The 22,625-nt window shown below is 37.2% G+C and carries 10 protein-coding genes; 5 read left to right on the top strand and 5 right to left on the bottom strand.

Going from position 1 to position 22,625, the window contains the following annotated elements:
- Positions 1 to 8: 8 nt before the first annotated feature.
- The 3 genes from AC5SR4_RS06105 to AC5SR4_RS06095 form a co-directional block, all read right to left on the bottom strand.
- Positions 9 to 9,902 (bottom strand): T9SS type B sorting domain-containing protein, encoded by a 9,894-nt coding sequence (locus AC5SR4_RS06105; protein WP_495358650.1) that lies wholly within the window; start codon positions 9,900 to 9,902, stop codon positions 9 to 11.
- Positions 9,903 to 10,003: 101 nt separating this feature from the next.
- Positions 10,004 to 12,748: a PorP/SprF family type IX secretion system membrane protein gene (locus AC5SR4_RS06100; RefSeq protein ID WP_495358649.1), complete on the bottom strand. Its 2,745-nt coding sequence runs from the start codon at positions 12,746 to 12,748 to the stop codon at positions 10,004 to 10,006.
- A 5-nt stretch (positions 12,749 to 12,753) separates the two neighbouring features.
- A complete protein-coding gene (locus AC5SR4_RS06095) occupies positions 12,754 to 14,958 on the bottom strand; it encodes an Ig-like domain-containing protein (protein ID WP_495358648.1) in 2,205 nt (734 codons plus the stop codon).
- Positions 14,959 to 15,200: 242 nt separating this feature from the next.
- Between AC5SR4_RS06095 and AC5SR4_RS06090 the strand changes: the two genes are divergently transcribed.
- The 4 genes from AC5SR4_RS06090 (at position 15,201) to AC5SR4_RS06075 (ending at position 19,386) form a co-directional block, all read left to right on the top strand.
- Complete coding sequence (locus AC5SR4_RS06090; protein WP_495358647.1) at positions 15,201 to 17,204, top strand: glutamine--tRNA ligase/YqeY domain fusion protein; 2,004 nt, start codon at positions 15,201 to 15,203, stop codon at positions 17,202 to 17,204.
- A gap of 183 nt (positions 17,205 to 17,387) precedes the next feature.
- Entirely contained in the window at positions 17,388 to 17,870 is a 483-nt protein-coding gene (locus AC5SR4_RS06085) for a DUF1761 domain-containing protein (protein WP_495358646.1), read from the top strand.
- A 68-nt stretch (positions 17,871 to 17,938) separates the two neighbouring features.
- Positions 17,939 to 19,096, top strand: coding sequence for a GNAT family protein (locus AC5SR4_RS06080; protein ID WP_495358645.1), 1,158 nt, complete (start codon positions 17,939 to 17,941; stop codon positions 19,094 to 19,096).
- A 77-nt stretch (positions 19,097 to 19,173) separates the two neighbouring features.
- Entirely contained in the window at positions 19,174 to 19,386 is a 213-nt protein-coding gene (locus AC5SR4_RS06075; RefSeq protein ID WP_495358644.1) for a hypothetical protein, read from the top strand.
- A gap of 21 nt (positions 19,387 to 19,407) precedes the next feature.
- Here the strand turns inward: AC5SR4_RS06075 and AC5SR4_RS06070 are convergent, their stop codons facing one another.
- Positions 19,408 to 20,331 carry an SPFH domain-containing protein gene (locus AC5SR4_RS06070; RefSeq protein ID WP_495358643.1) on the bottom strand — a complete coding sequence of 308 codons (924 nt, stop codon included), beginning with the start codon at positions 20,329 to 20,331 and terminating at the stop codon, positions 19,408 to 19,410.
- Positions 20,332 to 20,406: 75 nt separating this feature from the next.
- Between AC5SR4_RS06070 and AC5SR4_RS06065 the strand changes: the two genes are divergently transcribed.
- Positions 20,407 to 21,090, top strand: a complete 684-nt coding sequence (locus AC5SR4_RS06065; RefSeq protein ID WP_495358642.1) for a hypothetical protein — start codon at positions 20,407 to 20,409, stop codon at positions 21,088 to 21,090.
- 23 nt (positions 21,091 to 21,113) lie between these two features.
- Here the strand turns inward: AC5SR4_RS06065 and gltX are convergent, their stop codons facing one another.
- On the bottom strand, positions 21,114 to 22,625 hold the full coding sequence (gene gltX, locus AC5SR4_RS06060) for a glutamate--tRNA ligase (protein ID WP_495358641.1): 1,512 nt from the start codon (positions 22,623 to 22,625) through the stop codon (positions 21,114 to 21,116).

The raw sequence follows: 22,625 nt of genomic DNA, 5'->3' as shown, positions 1-22,625 counted from the left end.
ACAAGTTATTATCTATATAGGGTAAAATGCCCCACAAAGGTTCTGTCATCACCCTCTTGGTTTAAGCTAATCACATACCAATAATCACCTGTTGGTAATTCTTGGCCATGGTAACGCCCATCCCAAGCTTGCGATCTATCTATTTCGGCCACAACCCTTCCATACCTATCATATATCTTGGTCAATACAAACGGGAACCCTTCTGTGTTACAAGGTGCCCAAGTATCGTTATTACCATCGCTATCGGGGGTAAAGAAGTTCGGGATACAAATATCAACAAATTCTATGTAAATATCAGCAACGGCCTCACAACCTAGGTCGTCTACTACCCGTACCGTATAAGTACCTGTTTCATGAATGTAGTAAACAGTATCGGTACCTCTACTAGAACCCTCAAAAAAGAACTCATAATTTCCAGAACCACCGGTTGCAATTGCGGTTATTTCGTTAACATTAGATTCTACCAAGGTTAATTCTAATGGATCAAAGGTATCTATACTAAAATCATAAACTTTACTACAGCCATCTATATGGGCGACTTCTATAAAATGATCACCAGAAACAAGGTCTGTAAACGTGTTTTGAGTCTGTGGTGCTCCATTATCTAGTGCATAAGTTACATCGGTAACAGAAGTGTCGGTTAAGTTAACTGTTACAGAGTTTGACGGCATGTTATTATCACAGAAGTACTGAATATCTAAAGTTGCATCAAGATTTACAGAGGCTTCTATGGGCACAATAACATAGGTATCACAACCACCACTATCCCTTACAAAAATAACATAGGTTTCACCACCAGCCAAGTCGCTAAAAATCACTTGATCTTGAACAAAATTGCTATCATCTTGTGTATTAAAACTGGTAAAATAAGGGGCAGTACCACCAGTTATTTCAATTTCAATAAAGGCATTGTTGTCGCCAGCACAGGTTTCAGGCAATACAGTAATGGCAGTAGCCGTTAATGGGTCTGGCTCAACAATATCAAAAGTCAGATTAATGAAACAACCCAATTCATCTTGAGCGATTACCTCATAAGTTCCAGGAGGTAAATCGGTAAAGGTATTGGTTGTATCAAACTGATCTAGATTTGGCGTAATGGAGTATTTAATTAAACCGGTTCCACCTGCTGCTTCTACCGTAATAGTACCATCATTTTCACCAATACAAGATACGTTTGTAAAAGATTGATTTGTTATTTGTAACAATGGCGGATCGGTTATGGTGATAGGGTTAGACATGTCGACACAATCATCACTTACCACTCTTACATAATAGGTACCCGCAGGGTAATCGCTAAAGGTTCCTGAGGCCTGTGGCCCTTGTAATGGTGTTATGGCCGAAGGACTGTCCAACAGTTCATACATATAATTTCCAAGGCCACCAGTGGCTTCGGCTCTAATAAGCGCTGTGGAGTCGCCAGTACAGTTAATCGTTGCATTCGTGGTATCAATGTTCAACATTAATGGTGCCACGGGGTCTACCGTAATTTGGTTGGAGACTGTTGTGCTACAACCATTAGCATCTCTTACATAGTATTGATAAGTGCCTGGGGTTACCGGGGCAATGCTTATTGAGCTTGTAAAACTACCGGTAAAACTAACACCATCTAAACTGTATTGATATGGTGGGGTACCGCCTGTTACAGTGAGCTCTAAAGCACCATCTGTGGCACAAGTAACAGGACTTGTTTGTACCAAGCTAGCCACAATATCAGTTGGTTCGGTAATGGTTATAGTAGGTGTTGTAAAATCGCAACTTAAGGCATCGGTGATGGTTACGCTGTACGTACCAGCACCTAAATTATCAAAAGTACTATCTTCTGTTGGACCCGATGAGAACCCTTCATCTAGATAGTTTAGGATATAATTATAATCACCTGAACCCCCTGTAACACCACTTACAATAATGGAAGCATTGGTGTCACCAAAACATAGCAATGCTGTTGCAGAAGCATTGGCACTACCATTGATAGGTGTAGGCAAGATTAAAGTTCTTGAGTCTTGAGCTAAACATCCGTTAGCATCTCTAATGGTAACTGTATAATCACCAGAAGGTAAGTTTTCAAAAACATTATTGGAGCTAAATGCTTGAACAGTTGTTGATGTAGTAGTGTTTACCAATTCATATTCATAAGGCGCAATACCTCCAGAGCCTTGTGCCGTTAAGGCACCGCCATCGTCATTACAGGTTACGGGTGCCGATTCATTTAAGATAACATCTACGGCACTACTAGGCGATGTAATGGTTACACTATTTGAAACATCGTTACAGAATGGAGCATTGGTTTGTGTAATAGTTACAGAATAATTACCACCACTTAAATTAGATATTACAAGAGGCGTGGCCGTATTTCCGGTACCATTGGTAACAGAACTTCCAGACCCGTCCAACACATCGTAGTTGTAATCGCCCGTATAGTTTTGTATGTCAACAGCAAGTTCTCCTATGGTGTTTCCAAAACAATCTATATTGGTGTTTACACTAGCAATAACATCCATAATAGGGTATGGATTAACAGTATGTGTGTCGTCTACATAACAACCCGTAACATTATCGGTTACTCGTATGGTATAATCACTTATTAACGGTAATGTAAAAGTGGCACTTGTTGCACTTGTAGCATCCGGTGTTATGGTTCCAGAGGGTAGTACTTCAAAGGTGAAATCACCAGAACCTCCACTGGCTGTTATGGTTATCGTTTCGCCATTGGTACAACCAATAGCAGTATCTAGAGTAATATTGGTATTAATAGGAACTAGAGTATTAATAGTTACAGGCGCTGCAACAACCTCACAGCCATTAGCATCTCTTACAATGGCATTGATGGTTTGATCTACTCCCGTATCAAGAATATTAAAGGTATTACTACTAAAGAAGTTAGTACCATCAATACTGTATAAATAGGGTGTTGTACCATTTGAAGCTGTGATGGTTAACACAGAAGCATTAATACTATTATTGGTATCGCAATCAAATGGTGTTGCAGATGCTGTTGCGGTTAATGTTACAGGCTCATCTACCACAATAGATTGGGTATCTGTACAGTTTCTACCAGAAGTTACAGTAACATCATAAATACCTGCAGCGAGTCCTGTAAAAATAGGACTTGTTTGCGTGGCAATGGTACTACCGCCCAATATTAATTCAAAGGTATATGGCGGATTATCGTTTGAAGGATCCATGATCACTTCAATATAGCCATCGTTGGCCCCACTACAGGACACATCACCACCACTTAATGTAAAGAGCACAGGAGTGGGAGTTTCTAAGCTGATAGGTGCCTGGAAATCACAGCTGGTAACAGTATCGGTTATTTCAACAATATAGTCGCCAGCAGGCACATTGGTAAAGTCTGTTCCAGAAATACTAATACCCGTTGGGTTGGAACCACTATCTAACAATGCATAACTATAATTTCCACTACCTCCTATGCCATTAACGGTTATAGTACCTCCAATAGTACAGGATGGTTGTGCACTTACTTGGGCATCTACAAGTAATGGGGGGTAAATGGTAATATTGCTGGTGGCGGTACAACCATTAAAATCGGTAATTTCTATGGTATGTGCCCCAGAGTTTAAGTTTGAAACCGTTATACTGTCCCCTGCATTTGCAAGCGTGGTAGCAGCTAAAGCACTGCCGTCTACACTAATGTAATACGGACCAACACCAGCAGTATCTAAGGTAACGTCTACAGTGTAAGAGCCTTGATTTCCAATACACTGGTTGTTAATCACGGCGCTTATAGCAGGTGCAGGATCGGTTGGAACGCTAATGTTTTCAGATTGAATACAGTCGTTGGAGTCTTTGATATAAACCGTATAATTGCCACCTTCAACATTAAAGACGTTTGTAGTACTACCTGCCCATGTTGTAGCATCTGGTGCGGGATCGGTATTTAATGTTAATTGGTATTCATAAGGGGGTGTACCATACTGTCCGGTAGCTGAAATTTGTCCGGCGTTAAGGTTACAGTTATCGTTTTTCTCCAGATTGGTATGAACTTCTAAGGTATTGATGGATTCTGAAATGGTAAAGGTATCAGAGCCAACAGAACAGCCATCAAAAGGACCACCTCTTTCTGTAAACAGGATATAGTAAGTACCAGGCGCTAATGGACCAAAGTTTGTTACGGAAATACCTGTACCGGGAGCGGGTGGGTTCACGGTTTGCGACCCTGTTATAAATGTAGGAACATTGTTTTGACTTTGAATGATAACATAGTCTACACTGTTTGCTCCAACATCATAATTATCAAAGGTAAAATCAACACTACCATCAGCATTTCCTGTACAAGTTACATTATTAACCGCATCTAAAGTTGAGGTCATATTTGAAGGCGAATCGATAGGCGCATCAGCTGTTTCAAAATAATAACAGTTGGTCACACTGTCGTAAACAACAAATGTGTAAGTATAACCAGGGATTAATCCTGTAAATGTTGAAGTAGCACCCCCAGGTGTATCTGGTCCTTGGAAAGAAGACGAATACGGAGGCGTATTGGTTTCTAAGATACCAAACGAATAATTATTTCCTGGAATAGCAGAGGTAACGGTAACAATAGCCGTTCCGCCCACACTACAGTCTACAGTAGAAGTAGATACATCAATATCTAAGTCATTTGGAGGTGACGCAATAATTTCAACAGATCGTAATGAACACCCATTGGCATCTACAACATCCACTTGGTAAATACCGAAGTTAAGAATCACAAAGGAATAGTCTTCGCCCCCAGCTGTAGTGGTGTAAGGGGTAAATGTATCACCAAAGTTATTACTTAAGTAATAAGTATATTCTGCAGTACCTCCAGTAACATTTTCTACGGTAATTGAACCAAATTGGGTACCAACCCCTGTACAGGTAATAGGCACTAATGCCACATCAAAAGCAATAGGATCTGGCTCTGTAATAGTTATCGTGTCCGTATCGGTACAGCCATTGGCATCCGTTACAGTTACCGTATAATTTCCTGCTGGTAAGCCAGAGGTTTGTGTACCATAATCTGTTGCTGTGGTGTTATTATATACATTAATGGTGTATGGAGGCACTCCTTGTGTGTTGTCTAAATTAACCTGTATTGAAGCACCTGGCTCACCATTACATAAAATATCGGTGGTTTGAACCAAAGACGTAATATCTGGTGGTGATAACGGACTTACAACAGCACTTGTAGTTGCAGTACAACCTGCTACATCGGTCACTCTAAAGGTATAGGTGCCATCAGTAGCTGTGGTATATGTTTCCGTAGTGCTGGATGTGGTTGAAATGGTGGTGTATGTAGATCCTCCATCTGTGGATACTTCATAAGTGTAATTAGCCGTTCCACCGGTAATACTAATATCTATCACAGCATCGGGTGATCCAGAACAGTCTAGGCCTTTACTAACAATAGCATTAATGGTTAGTTGGTCGGATACTAAAACAGTGTTCGAGTTGGCTGTACAACCATAAGCATCAGTAATGGTTACAGTGTATGAACCAGAGCTATAAACAGTAAAGGTATTAGACGTTTGTGTTGGGCCTCCATTTAAGCTGTACTGTAAAGGTGCAGTACCACCAGTAGCTGTAGCGGTGAGTGTAATGGCACTGCCATCTAAACACACATTTGGAGTTGCTAGAGTTACTGAAGGCGGTGTGTAAGGTGCTATGGTGTGTGGTTTTGAAACAATACATCCATTGGCATCTTGTACAAAAATGACATAATCGCCACCAGTTAAACCAGTAAATACATTACCGTTTTGGTATGCCGTAATCACTGTACCTATATTATCTTCCAGTTGATAGGAATAACCACCCCAACCACCTGTAGCATTTACAATAATATCTGCCGTCGTGTTATTACAATCTATAATACCTGCAGTAAATGTAAAGTCTAAAGCAGCAGAAGGCTCAGTAATGGTTAAGTTGTATGTATTGGTACAAGTTGTAGTATCATCAGTCACTGAAATGGTATAGGTTTCAGCAGGTAATCCATTAAGATTGATACTGTTTGAACTTACATTACTGCCACTTCCTACCGTTGTACTTGCTGAATTTGTAATGGTGTATGTGTATGTTGAAACAAAATCGGACACATCAAATGTAAGGTCACCATCACTATCACCAAAACAAGTTACATGGCTATTTACCGTTCCAGTTACTTGTATTTGGGGAATATCATTAATGGTATAGTTCTCCGTAATGGTACAACCCGTTGCATCGGTTACCAAAAAGGTATAGGTTCCAGGCGCTAGATTATTAAACGTGCTATTGTTTCCATTATTAACAACGCTTCCTGCTGGAGCTGTTATCTCATAAGTAAAGGGTGCGGTCCCCCCTACTATGTTTAATGTAACATTGGATGTTATGGCCGGACAGGTTACTGGGGTAGCAGTAAACGTAATATCTGTTGGTGGATCTAACGGATCTATGGTAATAGGCGTTGTGGTAATGGTACAACCATTGGCATCGTGTATGGTTATGGTATAAACGCCATCAATCAATCCGCCAAAAACGGTACTAGATGTAAAGTTTACACCATCTATACTATATTCATAGGGTGGATTACCTCCGGAAACAGAGCCCGGAACCACACGGATTTCACCCATAGTTAAACAGGTATAATCTTGGGTTTGTTCAGATTCTCCCAGCAATTCAATGGCCGGGTTGATGGTTACTTGATCGGTATATTCACAGGATTCACTACCTTTTGTTGCTCTTACAGTTACATCATAGGTTCCGGGAGCCAAATTGGTAAATGAATTGGACGTTCTATATGTGCCACCGTTAATACTGAAATCGGTTTTATAACCATGCCCATCGGTAATATTAATGGTAATAGTTCCGTCGTTGGCTTGGTAACAAGTCTCATCGGTTACAACAATGTTGTATTCAACAGCTTGTTCTAAATGGATGTTAACCTTATTGGAAAAAGCAAAACAGTTATTTCTATCAACAACCACGAAAATATAATCACCTTGGCTACCTATAGGGATATCAAATATTTCCCTAGTTTGAAATTCGCTAGCTGGAATATCAAACACATCGGCATAGGTAAGATCGGGAGCTGTTCCCTCGCTTTCAAATGACCAAATCGCATATTGGTATGGGGGTTTCCCACCCGATGGGTCAACTAAAATATTACCTTCTTTACAGGTAATGTGTTGGGATACCCTGGCCTCGAAAGCTAAATCGAACTCATTAATAATTTCTACTTGCTCGGTTAGAATACAGCCGTCGTCTGTGGTTACGGTTACATCATAAATACCGGCTATCAGACCTTCAAAAGTATAATCGTTGTCATTAGAAGGGCCATAGGTGTCTACGGTAGACCCGCCTTGACTGATTTCATAATAGTATTGTGGTTCTACATCCAGTGCTTGCACACGGATGCTTCCAAAGGTATTACAGCCTTGGTTGGTTACTATGGTATTGATTTCATAGTCACGTTCGCGAATACCGATATCTGTTAAAGAGAAAATACACGCACCAGTACCAACACCAACTTGTTGAATGTTAACAGTATAAGTGCCTGCTGAAGTTACAGTAAATAAAGGACTAGGTTGAAAATCTACAATAACAGTTCCAGTGGTTTGGTCAACTAATTGAAACTCGTAACTAGAAGGCACATTGGTTACCAAAATTTCACCGGGACTGTTACAAATAATATCTTTGGTGATGTAGTTTGGATCTAAAATATTTTCATAAACGTTGAAATAGAAACGACTAAAACAACCATTTTGATAGGATACCACAATACGGTATTCACCAGCTGAAGTAGCATCAAAACTATCGGATGTTGAAATGGTTGTCCAACCACAGGTACTATCTTTATTGGCGCAATCATCAATACCAACATCAGGACAACTGCCTTCATTTAATTGTTGCCATTCTATGCTTTGTGCATCGTTAATATTGGTATCTATAAATCGGCTGTCGTCAATACCACAAAGGAATATTTTTGGTAAGGTATCGCCATCGTTGGGACAAGTTACCACCTCATCGGCATATGGAATCACAGGGTGTGTGGTTGTGCTTGAAAATAAAGACACATTAACGGTTTCATCAAAACTCAAACAGGGTCCGTTAGATGCTTTGGTTACTACATAAGTACCTACAGCATTTACCGTAATGGTTTGGGTATTTCCAATAACATTTCCCGAGCTGTCACGCCACTCATATGTGTCGTAACCACTACCAGCGGTTAAATCTACACCGCTACCACATAAAGCCACATTTCTAACAAAATCACACTCATCTAAACCAATCAAAAAATTGGTCGATCCGGGTGTAACAAAACCACAAATATCAAAATCTGAGACACTGGGGTCGTCTGTTATTTGGTTGTCATTTAACACGCCTCGGTAGGTTGAATAGGCCAGATTTTCTATAACATTAGAACAGGCATCTCTTAAATCGGCACAGGTTTCTACCACTTGCATACGTATTCTAAGTTCTGTAAGTGGGTCACCAGCTTCAATATAATTGTCTGGAATGCTTAGTGTGATTTCATGATTGGCAGCATTATAAACATAGGTAACCCCCGCAGGTAGTACAATTTGGTCTTCTATAAAAATGGTGTTGTTTGGAAATACATCGCGGATGGTATAATTGGTACCATCATCATTTCCAATATTTTCAAAGCTTAAAACGTAATCTATTTGTTGCCCTAAAGTAACATTTCCACCCCCAATATCATTACCCGCAAGGTCTTCTACTTGTTTGTAAAGAATAATTTTAGGCTCAATAATTTCAACATCAAGTGCATTCATGAAGATAAAATATTGATCCCCAGAAGTACTAGCTCTTAAAGTGGCGCCAGTTTCACTGTTTGGAATTACAGCATTAAAGGCATTAGGAATATCAAATTGATCGGTATCATACCCCAATGTGTTTTCGCTATTTGGGTTACGGTTGTTTAGAACGGTATGATTATAGGTTATGTTACTATCAAAAAAATTGTTTGTATAGTTAGGTTGAGTAGAACTGTTGGTTCCAAACCCGGTAAAAGTACTATTACTGTTGGCTCTAATGGATAATTGGTCGCCAGTAATTCTATTATCTCCCTCTAATGTTGCAATCATAAATTTAGCATTTACCGGAAATGGAGGTGGTAAAGTGATAAATCCGTTATAAGGAATGTCTAAAGTTTGTGTAGAGTTTACACCGGCAAATCCGTCAAAGGTCGTAATATATTTACCTGGATATGAAGGGTTTTCGAAAACAACGACCATGGTCCAGCCACCAGACACACCACTGTCTAGAAAACCTTCGCTGGCTTTTACATTGGCAACATAGTAGTCTCCTTCAGGATCTGCAAGCGCTGTTACATAACTGGTTACATCGGCATAACACGAGTAGGGGCTGTTACCACCAAAATCTGAGTCGCCAAAACCATCAAAAATAACCTCATCAGCAGTTATATCAACATAATTGCCTCCAGGAACCCTAAATTTTACCATATTAAAATCGGCATCCCTCCCACTGCCTGAATCGCCTCCAATATTATATTCATAGCTAGCAGACCAATATAACCCTGCGTAACGTACTCTAGAACATGATTTATCGGGAATGGTTAATGAGGCGCTACTGGAACTAAATGTTGTTACGTCGCTGTCAATGTCAATATATTCCATATAAAGACAATCATTATACAGTGATAAGTCGCCTAAAATATTATATGGCGTATTAGGTAAAGCATTGTCACTTAGGGCGCTATCGCAAAAACTATCAGTACCAATAGCATGGTCTGCGGTATTTCTATTAACAATATTATTGGCAATAAAAATTAAATCACCTCTAATATTGTTTTGATACCTAATATCGAATGAGTTTTTTTCTTGACCAAATACAGCAAGTGTGCAACTTAAAGTAAGTAGCGCAAGAAAAAGGGCTTTATGGTAGGTTAAGTAGTTTTTTCTCATGTTCTTTAAACGGCTAATTAGTTTTTACACATTATCAACTTAATGATAGACTTATGGGCATATATTAGCTTTTTAGGTATTTTTTGTGGTTATGGGCTTAATTAATCTTCACGTAATCCTTCAATTTCTTCAATAGCTAAATTTTCTTTGATAGCGTCAAAATCAAACGGTTTAAAGATTGGACTTTTAACGGTATCCTTAGCCTTGATGGCCTTGTTTTTTTCAACGGTATTACCCGCTAAATAGACTTTGTGTGATATTTCTTTGTTGTTAACATTCATAATCCATTTTTCACCTTCATAGGTATTATTAATATTAGTTTTGTAAGCTGCAATGGCTTCTTGCCAAGAGTCAAAACGCTTTAAATACACATATTTTAGGTTGTTTTTATTATTAACAAAATAATTTGGGTCTAGACCATTGTTGGCCAGTTTTTTTATAAACTTATTAAAGTATATATCGGTGCTATAGACATTTGCAATGATATAGTATCCTTTTTGTACACCAACAACATCATTTAAGGTTTCACTTCGTATATTGTTTTTCTTTAGTTCTTCTTCAAATAAGAAATTGGTAGCCAAATAATCTGATTTAATAGGGCTTGCATTGATAATATCTGGCTTAGTATCATTTGTGCTCGGTTTGGAAATATCTTTTTGAATGTTCGTAAAGATGTCACTTTTTGCAGAGCTCGCAATGGTGGTTGTGCCCGAAGCTTTGCTATTTTGTTGTGCTAAAACCGCCTTTTTTGGCGTCTCTTCAGGCTTATTAGCAGCATAATAGCCCTTGTTAACATTCTCATAATCAAAATTTTGAGCACCATTTACATTCATAATCCATTTTTCGCCTTCATAGGTGTTATTTACATTAGATCTATAGGCTGCAATGGCATCTTGCCAAGAGTCAAAACGCTTTAAATACACATATTTGCGATTATTTTTGTCATTTTTAAAATAACTTGGATTTAAGCCTTTATCTGTAAGCTTGTTCATGAATTTATTGAAATATTCATCAGTGGAGTACACATTTGTTATGATATAATAACCACTTTCTACGCCATCAACATTTAAAGTACTGTTTTTAATCTTGTGCTTCTTCAATTCCTGAGTATAGGCATCATCATTTTCTGTTACAGCATCCTTTATAGCTTTAAAATGGGTTGTTTCTTTAGGCTCTGGAGCAACTTCATTTAAGTTTTTAGCTACATATGTGGTCGTTTGGGCCTTTTGTTTAGCCGAATCGGATAAAGCTAAAAAGTCTTGTTCAATTTTAGCATTTAAAGCGCGGTTTATAGAATCTTCTCTATATAGTAAGTTTTCAGCAATAGCACGGTTTTCGTTAATGGTTTCATTAAGTTTTAACAGGGCTTTGTCTTGCTTTTTTACAATGTCTTTTTGTTTTTTGTTTAAACCTTCGTAATTTTTATCAGCATCAGGATTTAAAGCTGCCAATGGGGTATTGGCATCAATATTTTCATTGAATACAGGCTTTTTGATGGGTGCTGCTTGTAAAGTTTGTTTGTTTTCTGCAATATAAGTGTCATTTTGAACGGCACTATTATTTATGAAGTGCATTAAATGTTGAAAACGGCGTTCCATATCTGCAACGCGGGCATCGTTTATAGAATCTTGCATTAATAGTAATTCATTGATTATCAAGGTGTTTTCCGCTACTTTGTTTTCAAGTTGCTTAATAATGGAGTCTTTTTGGCTTAGTATAACGCGTTGCTTTTTGTTGAAAGAACTATAGTCAGCAGCTTCACTATCATCATTATTGGCAACAGTTTTTCTTAATGCTTTTTTGCTTTTTTTGGTAGTGTCTTCATTATTAGCCGTAGCATTATTTTGTTGCATTTCCAATAAATCGAAATCGTCAAGGAGTTCCGGCATATCATCAGCATTGTTTTGGAAAACCATTTTATCGGTTAAGTTTGGCTGAATGGAGTAGGCAAATGAAATTTCATGGGTAGCTCCTAAATTTTTAACGACACCGCTCATACCTTTTTCATAAGTATAACCTATAGAAATGTTTTTCCCTAAATTAAAGCCTACACCAACAGATGCACCATAATAATCGTCGTATCCTGTTTGAATCCAGCCCATTTTGGGCACATCAAGCAATAAATTACCACTTAAATTAATAGATTCTTCAGGGGTTTTTCTACCTCTTGCCATTACCATAAGACGCCCACCCTCTAAGACATTGTCTTTGCTATTTAGTTCTTTTGTATATTGAATATGACCGGAAAATATCTTTTCTGAGAAGGATGTGATCGATTTTTTGGTCTTAATATTATAATCTATCAGGTTTTCTGCATAAATTCCGAAATCAAAACTACCAATAGCTAAATTTAAACCAGGTTGTAGGCCCAATAATGAGTTTCCTTCAAGTGCTTCTAATCGTGGGTCTGGCGTAGTTGTAATAGATTCACTTCTGTCAAAGCCACTTTTATAATAGCTTAAATTAAAACCTAGTGTTAACACAGATTTGTCTGATAAGCGCGTACCGTATGCATAATTTGCCAAAACCCCAAAATTTGAGATTGTTCCAAAGTTTTGGTGGTATAAGCTTAGTCCTGCACCGCTTCTATCCCCTATTCTGCCAGAATAACTTAAAAGATAGGTGTTAAAAGAACTATCATACTGAACCCATTGGTTTCTATGGTAAATATTAATGTAAGACTTATTTTCCCTAACCGTAGAGAAGGTTGGGTTTATCATGAACCTATTAAACTTTAACATGTTTTGGGCAGGAATTTCTATAGAAACATAGGGGTCTTCATCCTGTGCATTTACAGCGAAAACAGAAAAAATTAAAATAAGTAATAGTGTAATTTTTGTCTTCATAAACCTTAATTGATTATTGTTAAAGTTCCTTTTTTAACCACAGCATTGTTTTTGGTAATTGTATAGAAATAAACAGGTTTTTCAGTACTGCTAGTTGTGATTAGTCTTCCAGTATCTGGCCAGTTATTCTGGTAATTTGTGGTTTTAAGAAGAATATCCCCGTTTTGGTTAAAAACAGAAATTTCTACTTCATTTTTAAAGGAATAAGCATTAGGTAATATCCATTGGTCGTTGTATCCGTCAGAATTAGGACTAATTACATTAGGAACAACGTAACTTTCAACAAAGGAAACGGTAATAGTTTTTATAAGCTCGCAGCCTTTTATTGTGGCTATAAGGGTATAGCTGCCTTCTTCACTTAGTTCAATTGAGGCACCGTAGTTTAATAGCTCTTGGGTATTTGTTCTATACCAAGCATAATCTTCGGCACCACTGGCGGTAACAACTCTATAAGTTCCTTCTGTAAGCGTAATGTTTTCTTCAGAATCAAGAGCTAACCCGTCAGTATTTAAAGGACTGATAGTTAATTCGTTAGAGTATATAGTACAATCATGGGCAGCAATGGCTAATTTGTAAATACCACTTGCATTGGTTTCAATAGAACTGGTAGTTTCGGAACTTAATAATTGATTGTCTAAATACCATTTGTATTCATAGTCGGTACTTTCTAAGTTAGCAGTGATAGTTGCTTTTGCAGAACCATCACAAGAAATAGAACCCTCACTACTAATTGTTAGATTGTTAGAAAAAGTAAGTTGTACTGTTTCAGTATTGGACTGTGCGTTGTAATTTTCAAGTGAGCCCTTTACATAATAAGTGCCATTATTAGTAAAACTGCTTATTTCCAATGACTTAGAGGTTGCGTCGGTAATTGCAATACCATCCTTATACCATTGAAACCCAAAGGCGCTTATAAAATCGTTATATACATCAACTTCACTGCCGTTGTTCAGGATCGCTTTAATTTGGCTTACAGTTAATTGTGTTGAAAGACTTTCACAGTCAGTATAGTCACTGCTCTTATTAATAGCAATACGAAATTCCTTGGGAGCATCAATTGTAATAGATTGCGTCCTGCTTTCAGCAGTACAGCCATTATTGTCGGTAACAATACAATAATAAGTACCTGGATCGGAAGTTGTTAGACTTTTGTTTCCGGCACTTGTTAGTAAGATATTGTTCTTGTACCAGGCATACATTGGTTCAGCGGCATCAGTAGTTACTTCAAACACTGCTTGGTCACCGGGAAACAGTAAATCACTCGATAAATTGGCTAAAGTTGCCGTTATTTCTTTAAAAAGGACGTTTACTTCAGCAGATCGTTCTTTACACCCACCTATCTTACTAACCTCTACATACCATTTCCCAACAGAATTGGAATCTGCTACAGCACTTACATCAAACGTTGGATAATACCCTTCTTGCGACATGGGTTCGGAATCCTTAAACCACTGGTATATTAATGAAGTATCGTCAACATTACTCTCCAATATATAAGATGTATCTTTGCAAACACGTACTTCACTATCACCATTTATAGAAATACCTATAGATTGTCCGTTAATAATTTCAACAGCATTAGAGAGTGTGGCACTGGAGCATTTATTACCATAATCCAATTCAACATAGTAAACACCAGATTGAGAGGTTGTTATGGAGGCACTTGTTTGGTCTGTTAATAAGGTTCCGTTTCTGTACCATCTATATTTTGGTTCATCTGGATAGTTGTTTACTTCTATGGTTGCGGCCGATCCGTCGCAAATAGCAACCTTGCCTACATAGTTATTAATAACTAAGGGCGTATTGATGGTTAAAAAATAGGCAGGAAAAGCAGCTGTAACAGGACTTAAACGTTCTGGACTGGTGCTTTTTACTCGTATTTTATAATGTTCACCATATATAGTTGTTGGAAACGAAAAAGAAAACTGAAATTTAAAAATACTGTTTTTATCGGAGTAACTGGCTAATGTAGTGGGGTTGCTAAAATCGCCTTCAGCATCAGATAACTCTAAAATAAACTTATTATCAAAATTTACGATAGGTGGATCCCAAGCAAACTCAACATAGTAAGTATTGAATGTAGCAGACGCACAAGGCGCCGAAAACTGTAATACAGGTTGCTTTAAATTTTGGCTATAGCATAAAGTACTGATAAATAGCACAATGAAGCCGACACAAAATTTTAGAGTATGATATTTACCTCTACTCATAACACCTAGGTTAAGTTTAATTTTTTTTAGTTATTAACATTTAAGATTTGGGGTCTTAAAAATGCCAAATATTCATTTCATCGATAAAAACAAACGTTTCAACGGTGTAAAGTTAACTTTTTTTTTCAATCTGACAAGTTTTTTTGACGTTATTAACAAGAGATAAAAGCTTTTATAAAAATTTATCCGATAAACTTTATAAATCTATTTTGCGTAATTTTGCAAAAATCATTTAAACCTATATGAACAGTGATGCAAAATCGCTCAATTTTTTAGAGCAAATTATTGAAAACGATTTGGCCAATGGGATGCCAAAAAAGCACTTAAGATTTAGATTTCCTCCAGAACCCAATGGGTATTTACATATAGGCCACACAAAAGCTATTGGAATAAGCTTTGGTTTAGGTGAAAAATACAATGCCCCCGTTAATTTGCGTTTTGATGATACCAACCCAGCAAAGGAAGAACAAGAGTATGTAGATGCCATTAAAGAAGATGTGGCTTGGTTGGGATATAAATGGGATAAGGAATTATTCTCTTCAGATTACTTTCAGCAATTATACGATTGGGCCGTTCTTTTAATAAAAGAAGGCAAAGCTTACGTAGATTCACAATCCAGTGAGGCTATGGCAGAACAAAAGGGGACTCCCACACAACCAGGCGTTGATGGCCCCTACAGGAACAGGAGCGTAGAAGAGAACCTAGATTTGTTTGAGCGTATGAAAAACGGTGAATTTGAAGAAGGCGCCCACATACTTCGTGCAAAAATAGACATGAAACACCCCAATATGTTGATGCGTGACCCTATTATGTATCGTATTTTGAAAAAGTATCACCATAGAACAGCCAATACCTGGTGTATTTACCCTATGTATGATTGGACACATGGTGAAAGCGATTATATTGAACAAATTTCACATTCCTTATGTTCTTTAGAATTTAAGCCACATAGAGAATTATATGATTGGTTTCTCGATCAAGTTGTAGACCCTAATCTTGTTAGGCCAAAGCAACGGGAGTTTGCACGCTTAAACCTTAGTTATACAATTATGAGTAAGCGTAAACTGCTACAATTGGTTAACGATAAGGTAGTAGCTGGTTGGGATGATCCACGAATGCCAACCATTTCAGGTTTACGCCGTAGAGGCTATACGCCCAATGCGTTAAGAAAGTTTGTGGAAACCGTTGGGGTTGCAAAACGCGATAATGTTATAGATGTATCGCTTTTGGAGTTTTGCATTCGGGAAGATTTGAATAAAACAGCTCCAAGGGTTATGGCGGTTTTGAATCCCGTTAAATTGATAATCACTAATTACCCTGAAGGCAAAGAGGAGTGGTTGGATGCAGAGAATAATCAGGAAGATGATGGTGCTGGCTTTAGAAAAGTTCCTTTTTCCCGAGAACTGTATATAGAACGAGAAGATTTTAAAGAGCAAGCGGGCAGTAAGTTCTTTAGGTTAAAGCTAGGTGGAGAGGTCCGACTTAAAAATGCTTATATTATTAAGGCCAACCGTGTGCTTAAGGACGATAAAGGTACTATTCAAGAAATACATGCAACATATTCTAAAGACACGTCTAAGAAAGTAAAAGGTACGCTGCATTGGGTATCTATTAAGCACGCCCTTAAAGCCGAGGTTAGAGAATATGACCGCTTGTTTATGGATGAAGCGCCAGATAGCTACCAAGATAAAGACTTTTTGGAATTTTTAAATCCAGAATCCTTAAAGATAAGAGAGGCTTTTGTTGAACCCAGCTTGTTGGATGCCAAAGTAGGAGACAGGTTTCAATTTCAACGATTAGGGTATTTTAACGTTGATAAAAATTCCACATCCCAGCACTTAGTTTTTAATAAAACAGTAGGATTGCGCGATACTTGGGCCAAGCAAAAAAAAGATACCCAAGCCCAAAACAATGTACAAAAGCCTAAGGGAAATATAGCACAGCCTAAACGCAAGGCCATTGATGTGATTCAGCAACTTGGGAAAAAGTATACAAATTTACCTGAGCCTAAGCAACTTAAAGTAAAAGAAGAGATAAAGCAATTGGCCAGCAATATTACATACGAAGAACTACAGCCTTTGTTTAATACTGCCGTAAAAAAAGTAGGTACGCGAATAGCTACGATGATCGCGTTGAAAGTGCTTTTAGAGGCAGGATTGAAAAAAGATAATTATATCGAGGAATTTGTTGCTAAAGCCTTAGAAGATAAAAATGATATTTTAGTAGAAGAAGCTAATACCATTTAATATATTTTAAATACTAAGAGAGTCTTTTTGTTGACTATAGCTTCGCCGTACCTTCGACCAAGGCATAAATGTTTATAAATAGCCCAGGCTAAATTATTGTTTTAGCTCTGACAGTTAAGCTATTAGATAGAAAGGTATCATAATTTTAATTATATTTAACTTCTAACTATAACTAAAATTATTATGGAATTTAATTTTTTAGCAATTGTAGCTGCAGCAGTATCAGCTTTAGTTGTTGGGTTTATTTGGTATAACCCAAAAGTTTTTGGAAACGCTTGGATGAAAGCCGCTGGCATGACAGAAGAGCAGATTAAAGGGGGTAATATGGCCAAGATTTTTGGAATGGCTCTGTTATTTGCTTTTTTATTGGCCTTTATATTACAAAGTGTTGTAATTCATCAAATGGGAGCATTAAGTATGGTAGGGGGCGATGCCGCCAATGCATTGCCATCGTATAATGCTTTTATGAGTGATTATGGCGAAGCCTTTAGAACCTTTAAACACGGTGCTTTTCATGGTATCCTAGCGGGTATTTTTATTGCGTTGCCAATTATTGGCACCAATGCATTATTTGAGCGTAAAAGCGCAAAATATATTCTAATAAACAGTGGTTACTGGATTGTTACTTTAGCTGTTATGGGAGCCATTATTTGTGGATGGAAATAATATTTTGTAATTTTTTAACATAATTAAAGACTGAGGGGTTTAACTTCGGTCTTTTTTTATTTTTAGTATTGAAAACATATCATATTTACAACGCTGTTAACAAGTTACCACCAACATGGGATATTTTGGTTGGGCATGATATATTGTTACAAACAAAATATCTTAGGGCTTTAGAAGCAGCTTCACCAAGTAACATACAGTGGTATTATATTGGAATTTTAAGTAACGACCAATTGGTTGGTGTTGCTATAGTACAGCGGGTACAACTGTATTTAAAGGATATGTTTAGAGATACTAGCATATCGTGCATTAAAGAATTTATAAAAGATACGGTTTCTAAAATTTTAAAAGGGAATATTCTAGTTGTTGGTAACCTAACGCACACAGGGCAGCATGGTATATATTTTCAAAAAGAGGAAATAACACAAACCTCTTACTTAAATTTGGTTTATGAGGCTTCATTGGCCATTAAAACCATGATAAAGGCTCAACAAAATAAGAAGATTCGTGCCATTATGTTCAAGGATTATTTTATGGATGATCCGATACATTTAGAGACCGATTTTTTTAATACACATAGGCTGTATAAGGTCTCGGTGCAGCCTAATATGATTATGAAGATAAAGTCTAATTGGGTGTCGTTTGATGATTATGTAGCTAATTTGAATAAAAAGTATAGAGACAGGTATAAACGGGCCAAGAAAAAGCTTGGGAAGATTAAAAATATGGAGTTAAACTTAGAGGCTATTCAAAAGCACACCGAAAAACTTCATGATTTGTATTTAAATGTTTCTAATAATGCTAAATTCAATACATTTTTATTGCCTGAAAATCACTTTGTTAATCTTAAGGAAACTTTAGGTGAAGATTTTAAGGTGTTTGGATATTATTTAAATAATGAATTGGTTGGATTCTATACGCTGATAATAAATGGTAAGGACCTAGAAACCTATTTTTTGGGTTATGATAAAGAACACCAATATCCCAACCAATTGTACTTAAACATGCTTTATAATATGGCCAAATATGCCATAGACAATAAGTTTTTAAATGTTGTTTATGCAAGGACCGCTATGGAAATTAAAAGCTCAGTAGGTGCTAAAGCAGTGCCCATGGCTGTATATTTAAAACATACAAATGGGATTTTAAATGCTATTTTAAAACAGATTTTTGGTTTAATGAACCCCAAACAAAAATGGCATGAGCGCCACCCTTTTAAAGATTAAAGTTTAACAAGTATTTAGTATTGTATTTTTTGAAAACAGCTGTGTTTTGACTATTTTATGCTAAAACAAGATTTATTATGAATACTGCACAAGACTTATTAACAAAAATAACCAAAAAAATACGGGAAATAGAAGCGCAATATCCTGAATTGCAGAAGTATTTAAACGAAACAAGAAATACTTTGCCTAATGATAATGTTGGTTCAGGAATTAATAATGAGGTTTTAGAAGACTACCTTGAAAGTCTAAATGCTATGATTGAGAAATATAAAGGAAAGCCTCATGCATAATGAGGCTTTTTTAATAACGGCTTAATCTTCTTTTTTCTTTTTGACCTCCTTCATCGCTTCGCCAATTTGATTACTGGCTACAAAACTGGCCACCATATCGTTTAGCATATTGCTACCTGCTTGTGGCGCATTGGGTAAAAGAATGAGGTTGCTATTGGTCTCTTCTCCTAAAGATTGAAGCGTATCATAATGCTGTGTAACCACAATTAAAGCAGAAGCTTCTTGACTATTTATTCCGACCCTATTAAGCACTTCAACAGATTCTTCCAAGCCGCGGGCAATCTCACGACGCTGGTCGGCAATACCTTGTCCCTGCAAACGCTTGCTTTCAGCTTCGGCCTTCGCTTTTTCTACAATTAGAATACGAGCAGCATCCCCTTCAAACTGGGCCGCTATTTTTTCCCTTTCGGAAGCGTTGATACGGTTCATAGCCGATTTCACCTGTGCATCCGGGTCAATATCAGTAACTAAAGTTTTAATAATATCAAACCCATAATCCAGCATAGCATCGTTAAGTTCAGCCTTAACAGCAAGTGCAATATCATCTTTTTTCACAAATACATCATCCAGTTTCATTTTAGGCACTTCGGCACGTACCACATCAAATACATAACTGGTAATCTGGTCGTGCGGATAATCCAGTTTATAAAAAGCATCATAAACTTTGTCCTGAATGACTTTATATTGAACAGAAACTTTTAAACGTACAAACACATCATCCAGAGTTTTGGTTTCAATAATCACATCCAATTGTTGGATTTTTAAACTTAAACGGCCAGCAACACGATCGATTAATGGGATTTTAAGCTGTAAGCCTGAATGGCGAATGCTTAAGAATTTACCAAAGCGCTCAATAATAGCTGCGCTTTGTTGCTTAACGGTAAAGAATGAGGATATTAAGATTATTAATCCTAAAAAGATAACTACAGGAAAGAAAAAGCTCATAAATGTTTTATTTAAAAAGTTAGAAAAATTAAGATACTAAAATAATAGTATATTTGGTGCTAATAAATTTTAAAAATGAATTTAAAACAATCTGTTCTATTAGTAGCTATTGTTGCAGGTTTTGTTACAAATAGTTTTTCCCAGCCCCAAGAATATAGAATTACCAATGGTTTTGGAATTTTTGGTGGTATTACAAAATTTGATATCACTACAGATAATTTTACTACATCAAAAGGTAATGGGTTTATAGGAGGCATGTCTGCTACGGTCGATATTCCTCACCGATGGTACAATATAAGTTTTGGCATGCAACTTTCAGAAAGCACTATTGGTATTTCAGCAAGGCCATCTAATATTAGTACCGTAGATGAGTTTATTGATTATAAGCTTTTTGCCGCCCAAGTGGCCTTATTGGGTCATATAAAAGTTGGTGGCAGTTATTTTACCGTAGATGTAGGTCCCATGCTTCAATATAATGGAAAACTGGAGTTAAAGGACAAATCCCAGGAAGGTTACTATATAAACAATTATAGTAACTTGTTGGCACCAGATATTACTAATATTTCCCAGTTTAATATTAATGGCTTAATAGGAGCTACACTTGGCTATGAGTTTATTAAGCTTAAAGCAGAATATATTTATGGGTTTACCAATACTTTAAAGAAATTAAACTCGCAGGAGATAGATACGACTGGAGGAGACTCTAGTTTTAAAGGCAACCAAAGCATGTTGGTTCTTGGTGCTATGATTTCATTTTAAAAAACACGTGAGTAAAACCATTTCTACATCATTGAAACGGCTTTTTCTATACGGTTTACAGTTTCTTTCTTACCAATCATAAACATAATATCGAAAATGTCCGGGCCTTGTAAAGCACCGACCAGAGACAAACGAAGCGGCATCATGACCTGTCCGAATCCAATATTGTTGGATGTTATCCAGCCCTTGATGGTGTTTTGAAGCGTTTCAGGCGTGAAATCGTCCACAGAGCTAACAACTGCCGCAACTTGCTCTAAAATGCCCTTAGCGCCTTCCTTAAATGCTTTTTTAGCAGCTTTTTCATCATAAGCATTGGGCGATATAAAGAAATAATAGCTTAAATCCCAAAAATCGCTTACAAATGTGGCACGTTCTTTTATCATACCAACAACAAGACTTATATAATCACTATCAATATTCGATAATTCGGGATGTTGGGATTTAAAAATTTCAGCTAATGTTTCATTAGGATGCATTTGCATGTAATGGTGGTTAAACCATTTAATTTTATCGGGGTCAAAACGTGCGCCAGATTTATTTACACGCTCAAGGTCAAAAGCTTCAATTAAGGCATCAAGGCTAAAGATTTCTTGTTCAGTACCAGGATTCCACCCTAAAAATGCTAAAAAGTTCACCATAGCCTCAGAGAAGTAGCCGTCTTCCTTATAACCTCTAGAAACATCTTGTGTTTTCGGGTCAGTCCATTGCAAAGGGAATACAGGAAATCCTAATTTATCGCCATCGCGTTTACTAAGTTTTCCCTTGCCGGTTGGTTTTAATATTAAAGGTAAGTGTGCAAATTGTGGCACTTTCCAGCCAAATGCATTATAAAGTTGGTAGTGCAATGCTAAAGACGGTAACCATTCTTCACCACGAATAACATGAGTTATCTCCATTAAGTGATCATCTACAATATTGGCCAAATGGTAGGTTGGCATGCCATCACTTTTAAACAGGACCTTGTCGTCTAAAATATTGGTGTCTATTTTAATATCGCCACGAACAATATCTTTAAGGAGTAGGGTTTCGTCTTTCGGACTTTTAAAGCGAATAACATAATCTTCACCAGCCTCTAATTTGGCTTTTACTTCATCGGGGCTAAGAGATAGCGAATTGCTTAGTTTTAGTCTATTGTGCCAGTTATATATAAACGTTTTTCCTTTGGCCTCGTGATCTTTTCTATGAAAATCCAGTGTTTCGGCTGTATCAAAAGCATAGTACGCATGACCGTTCTCAATAAGCTCATCAGCATATTTTTTGTATAAATGTTTGCGCTCACTTTGCCTGTAGGGCCCAAATGTCTCATTTTTACCAATACCTTCATCATATGGGATGTTACACCAATTTAAAGCATCAATAATATAAGCTTCGGCACCTTCAACATAGCGGTTTTGATCCGTATCCTCAATTCTAAGCACAAACGTTCCTTTGTGTTTTTTGGCAAACAGATAATTGAATAATGCGGTACGAACACCGCCAATATGAAGCGGTCCCGTTGGGCTGGGCGCAAAGCGCACACGAACGTTATTGGTCAT

The organism is Aestuariibaculum scopimerae (genome assembly GCF_059428085.1).
This window is presented reverse-complemented; position numbering and strand designations above follow the sequence as displayed.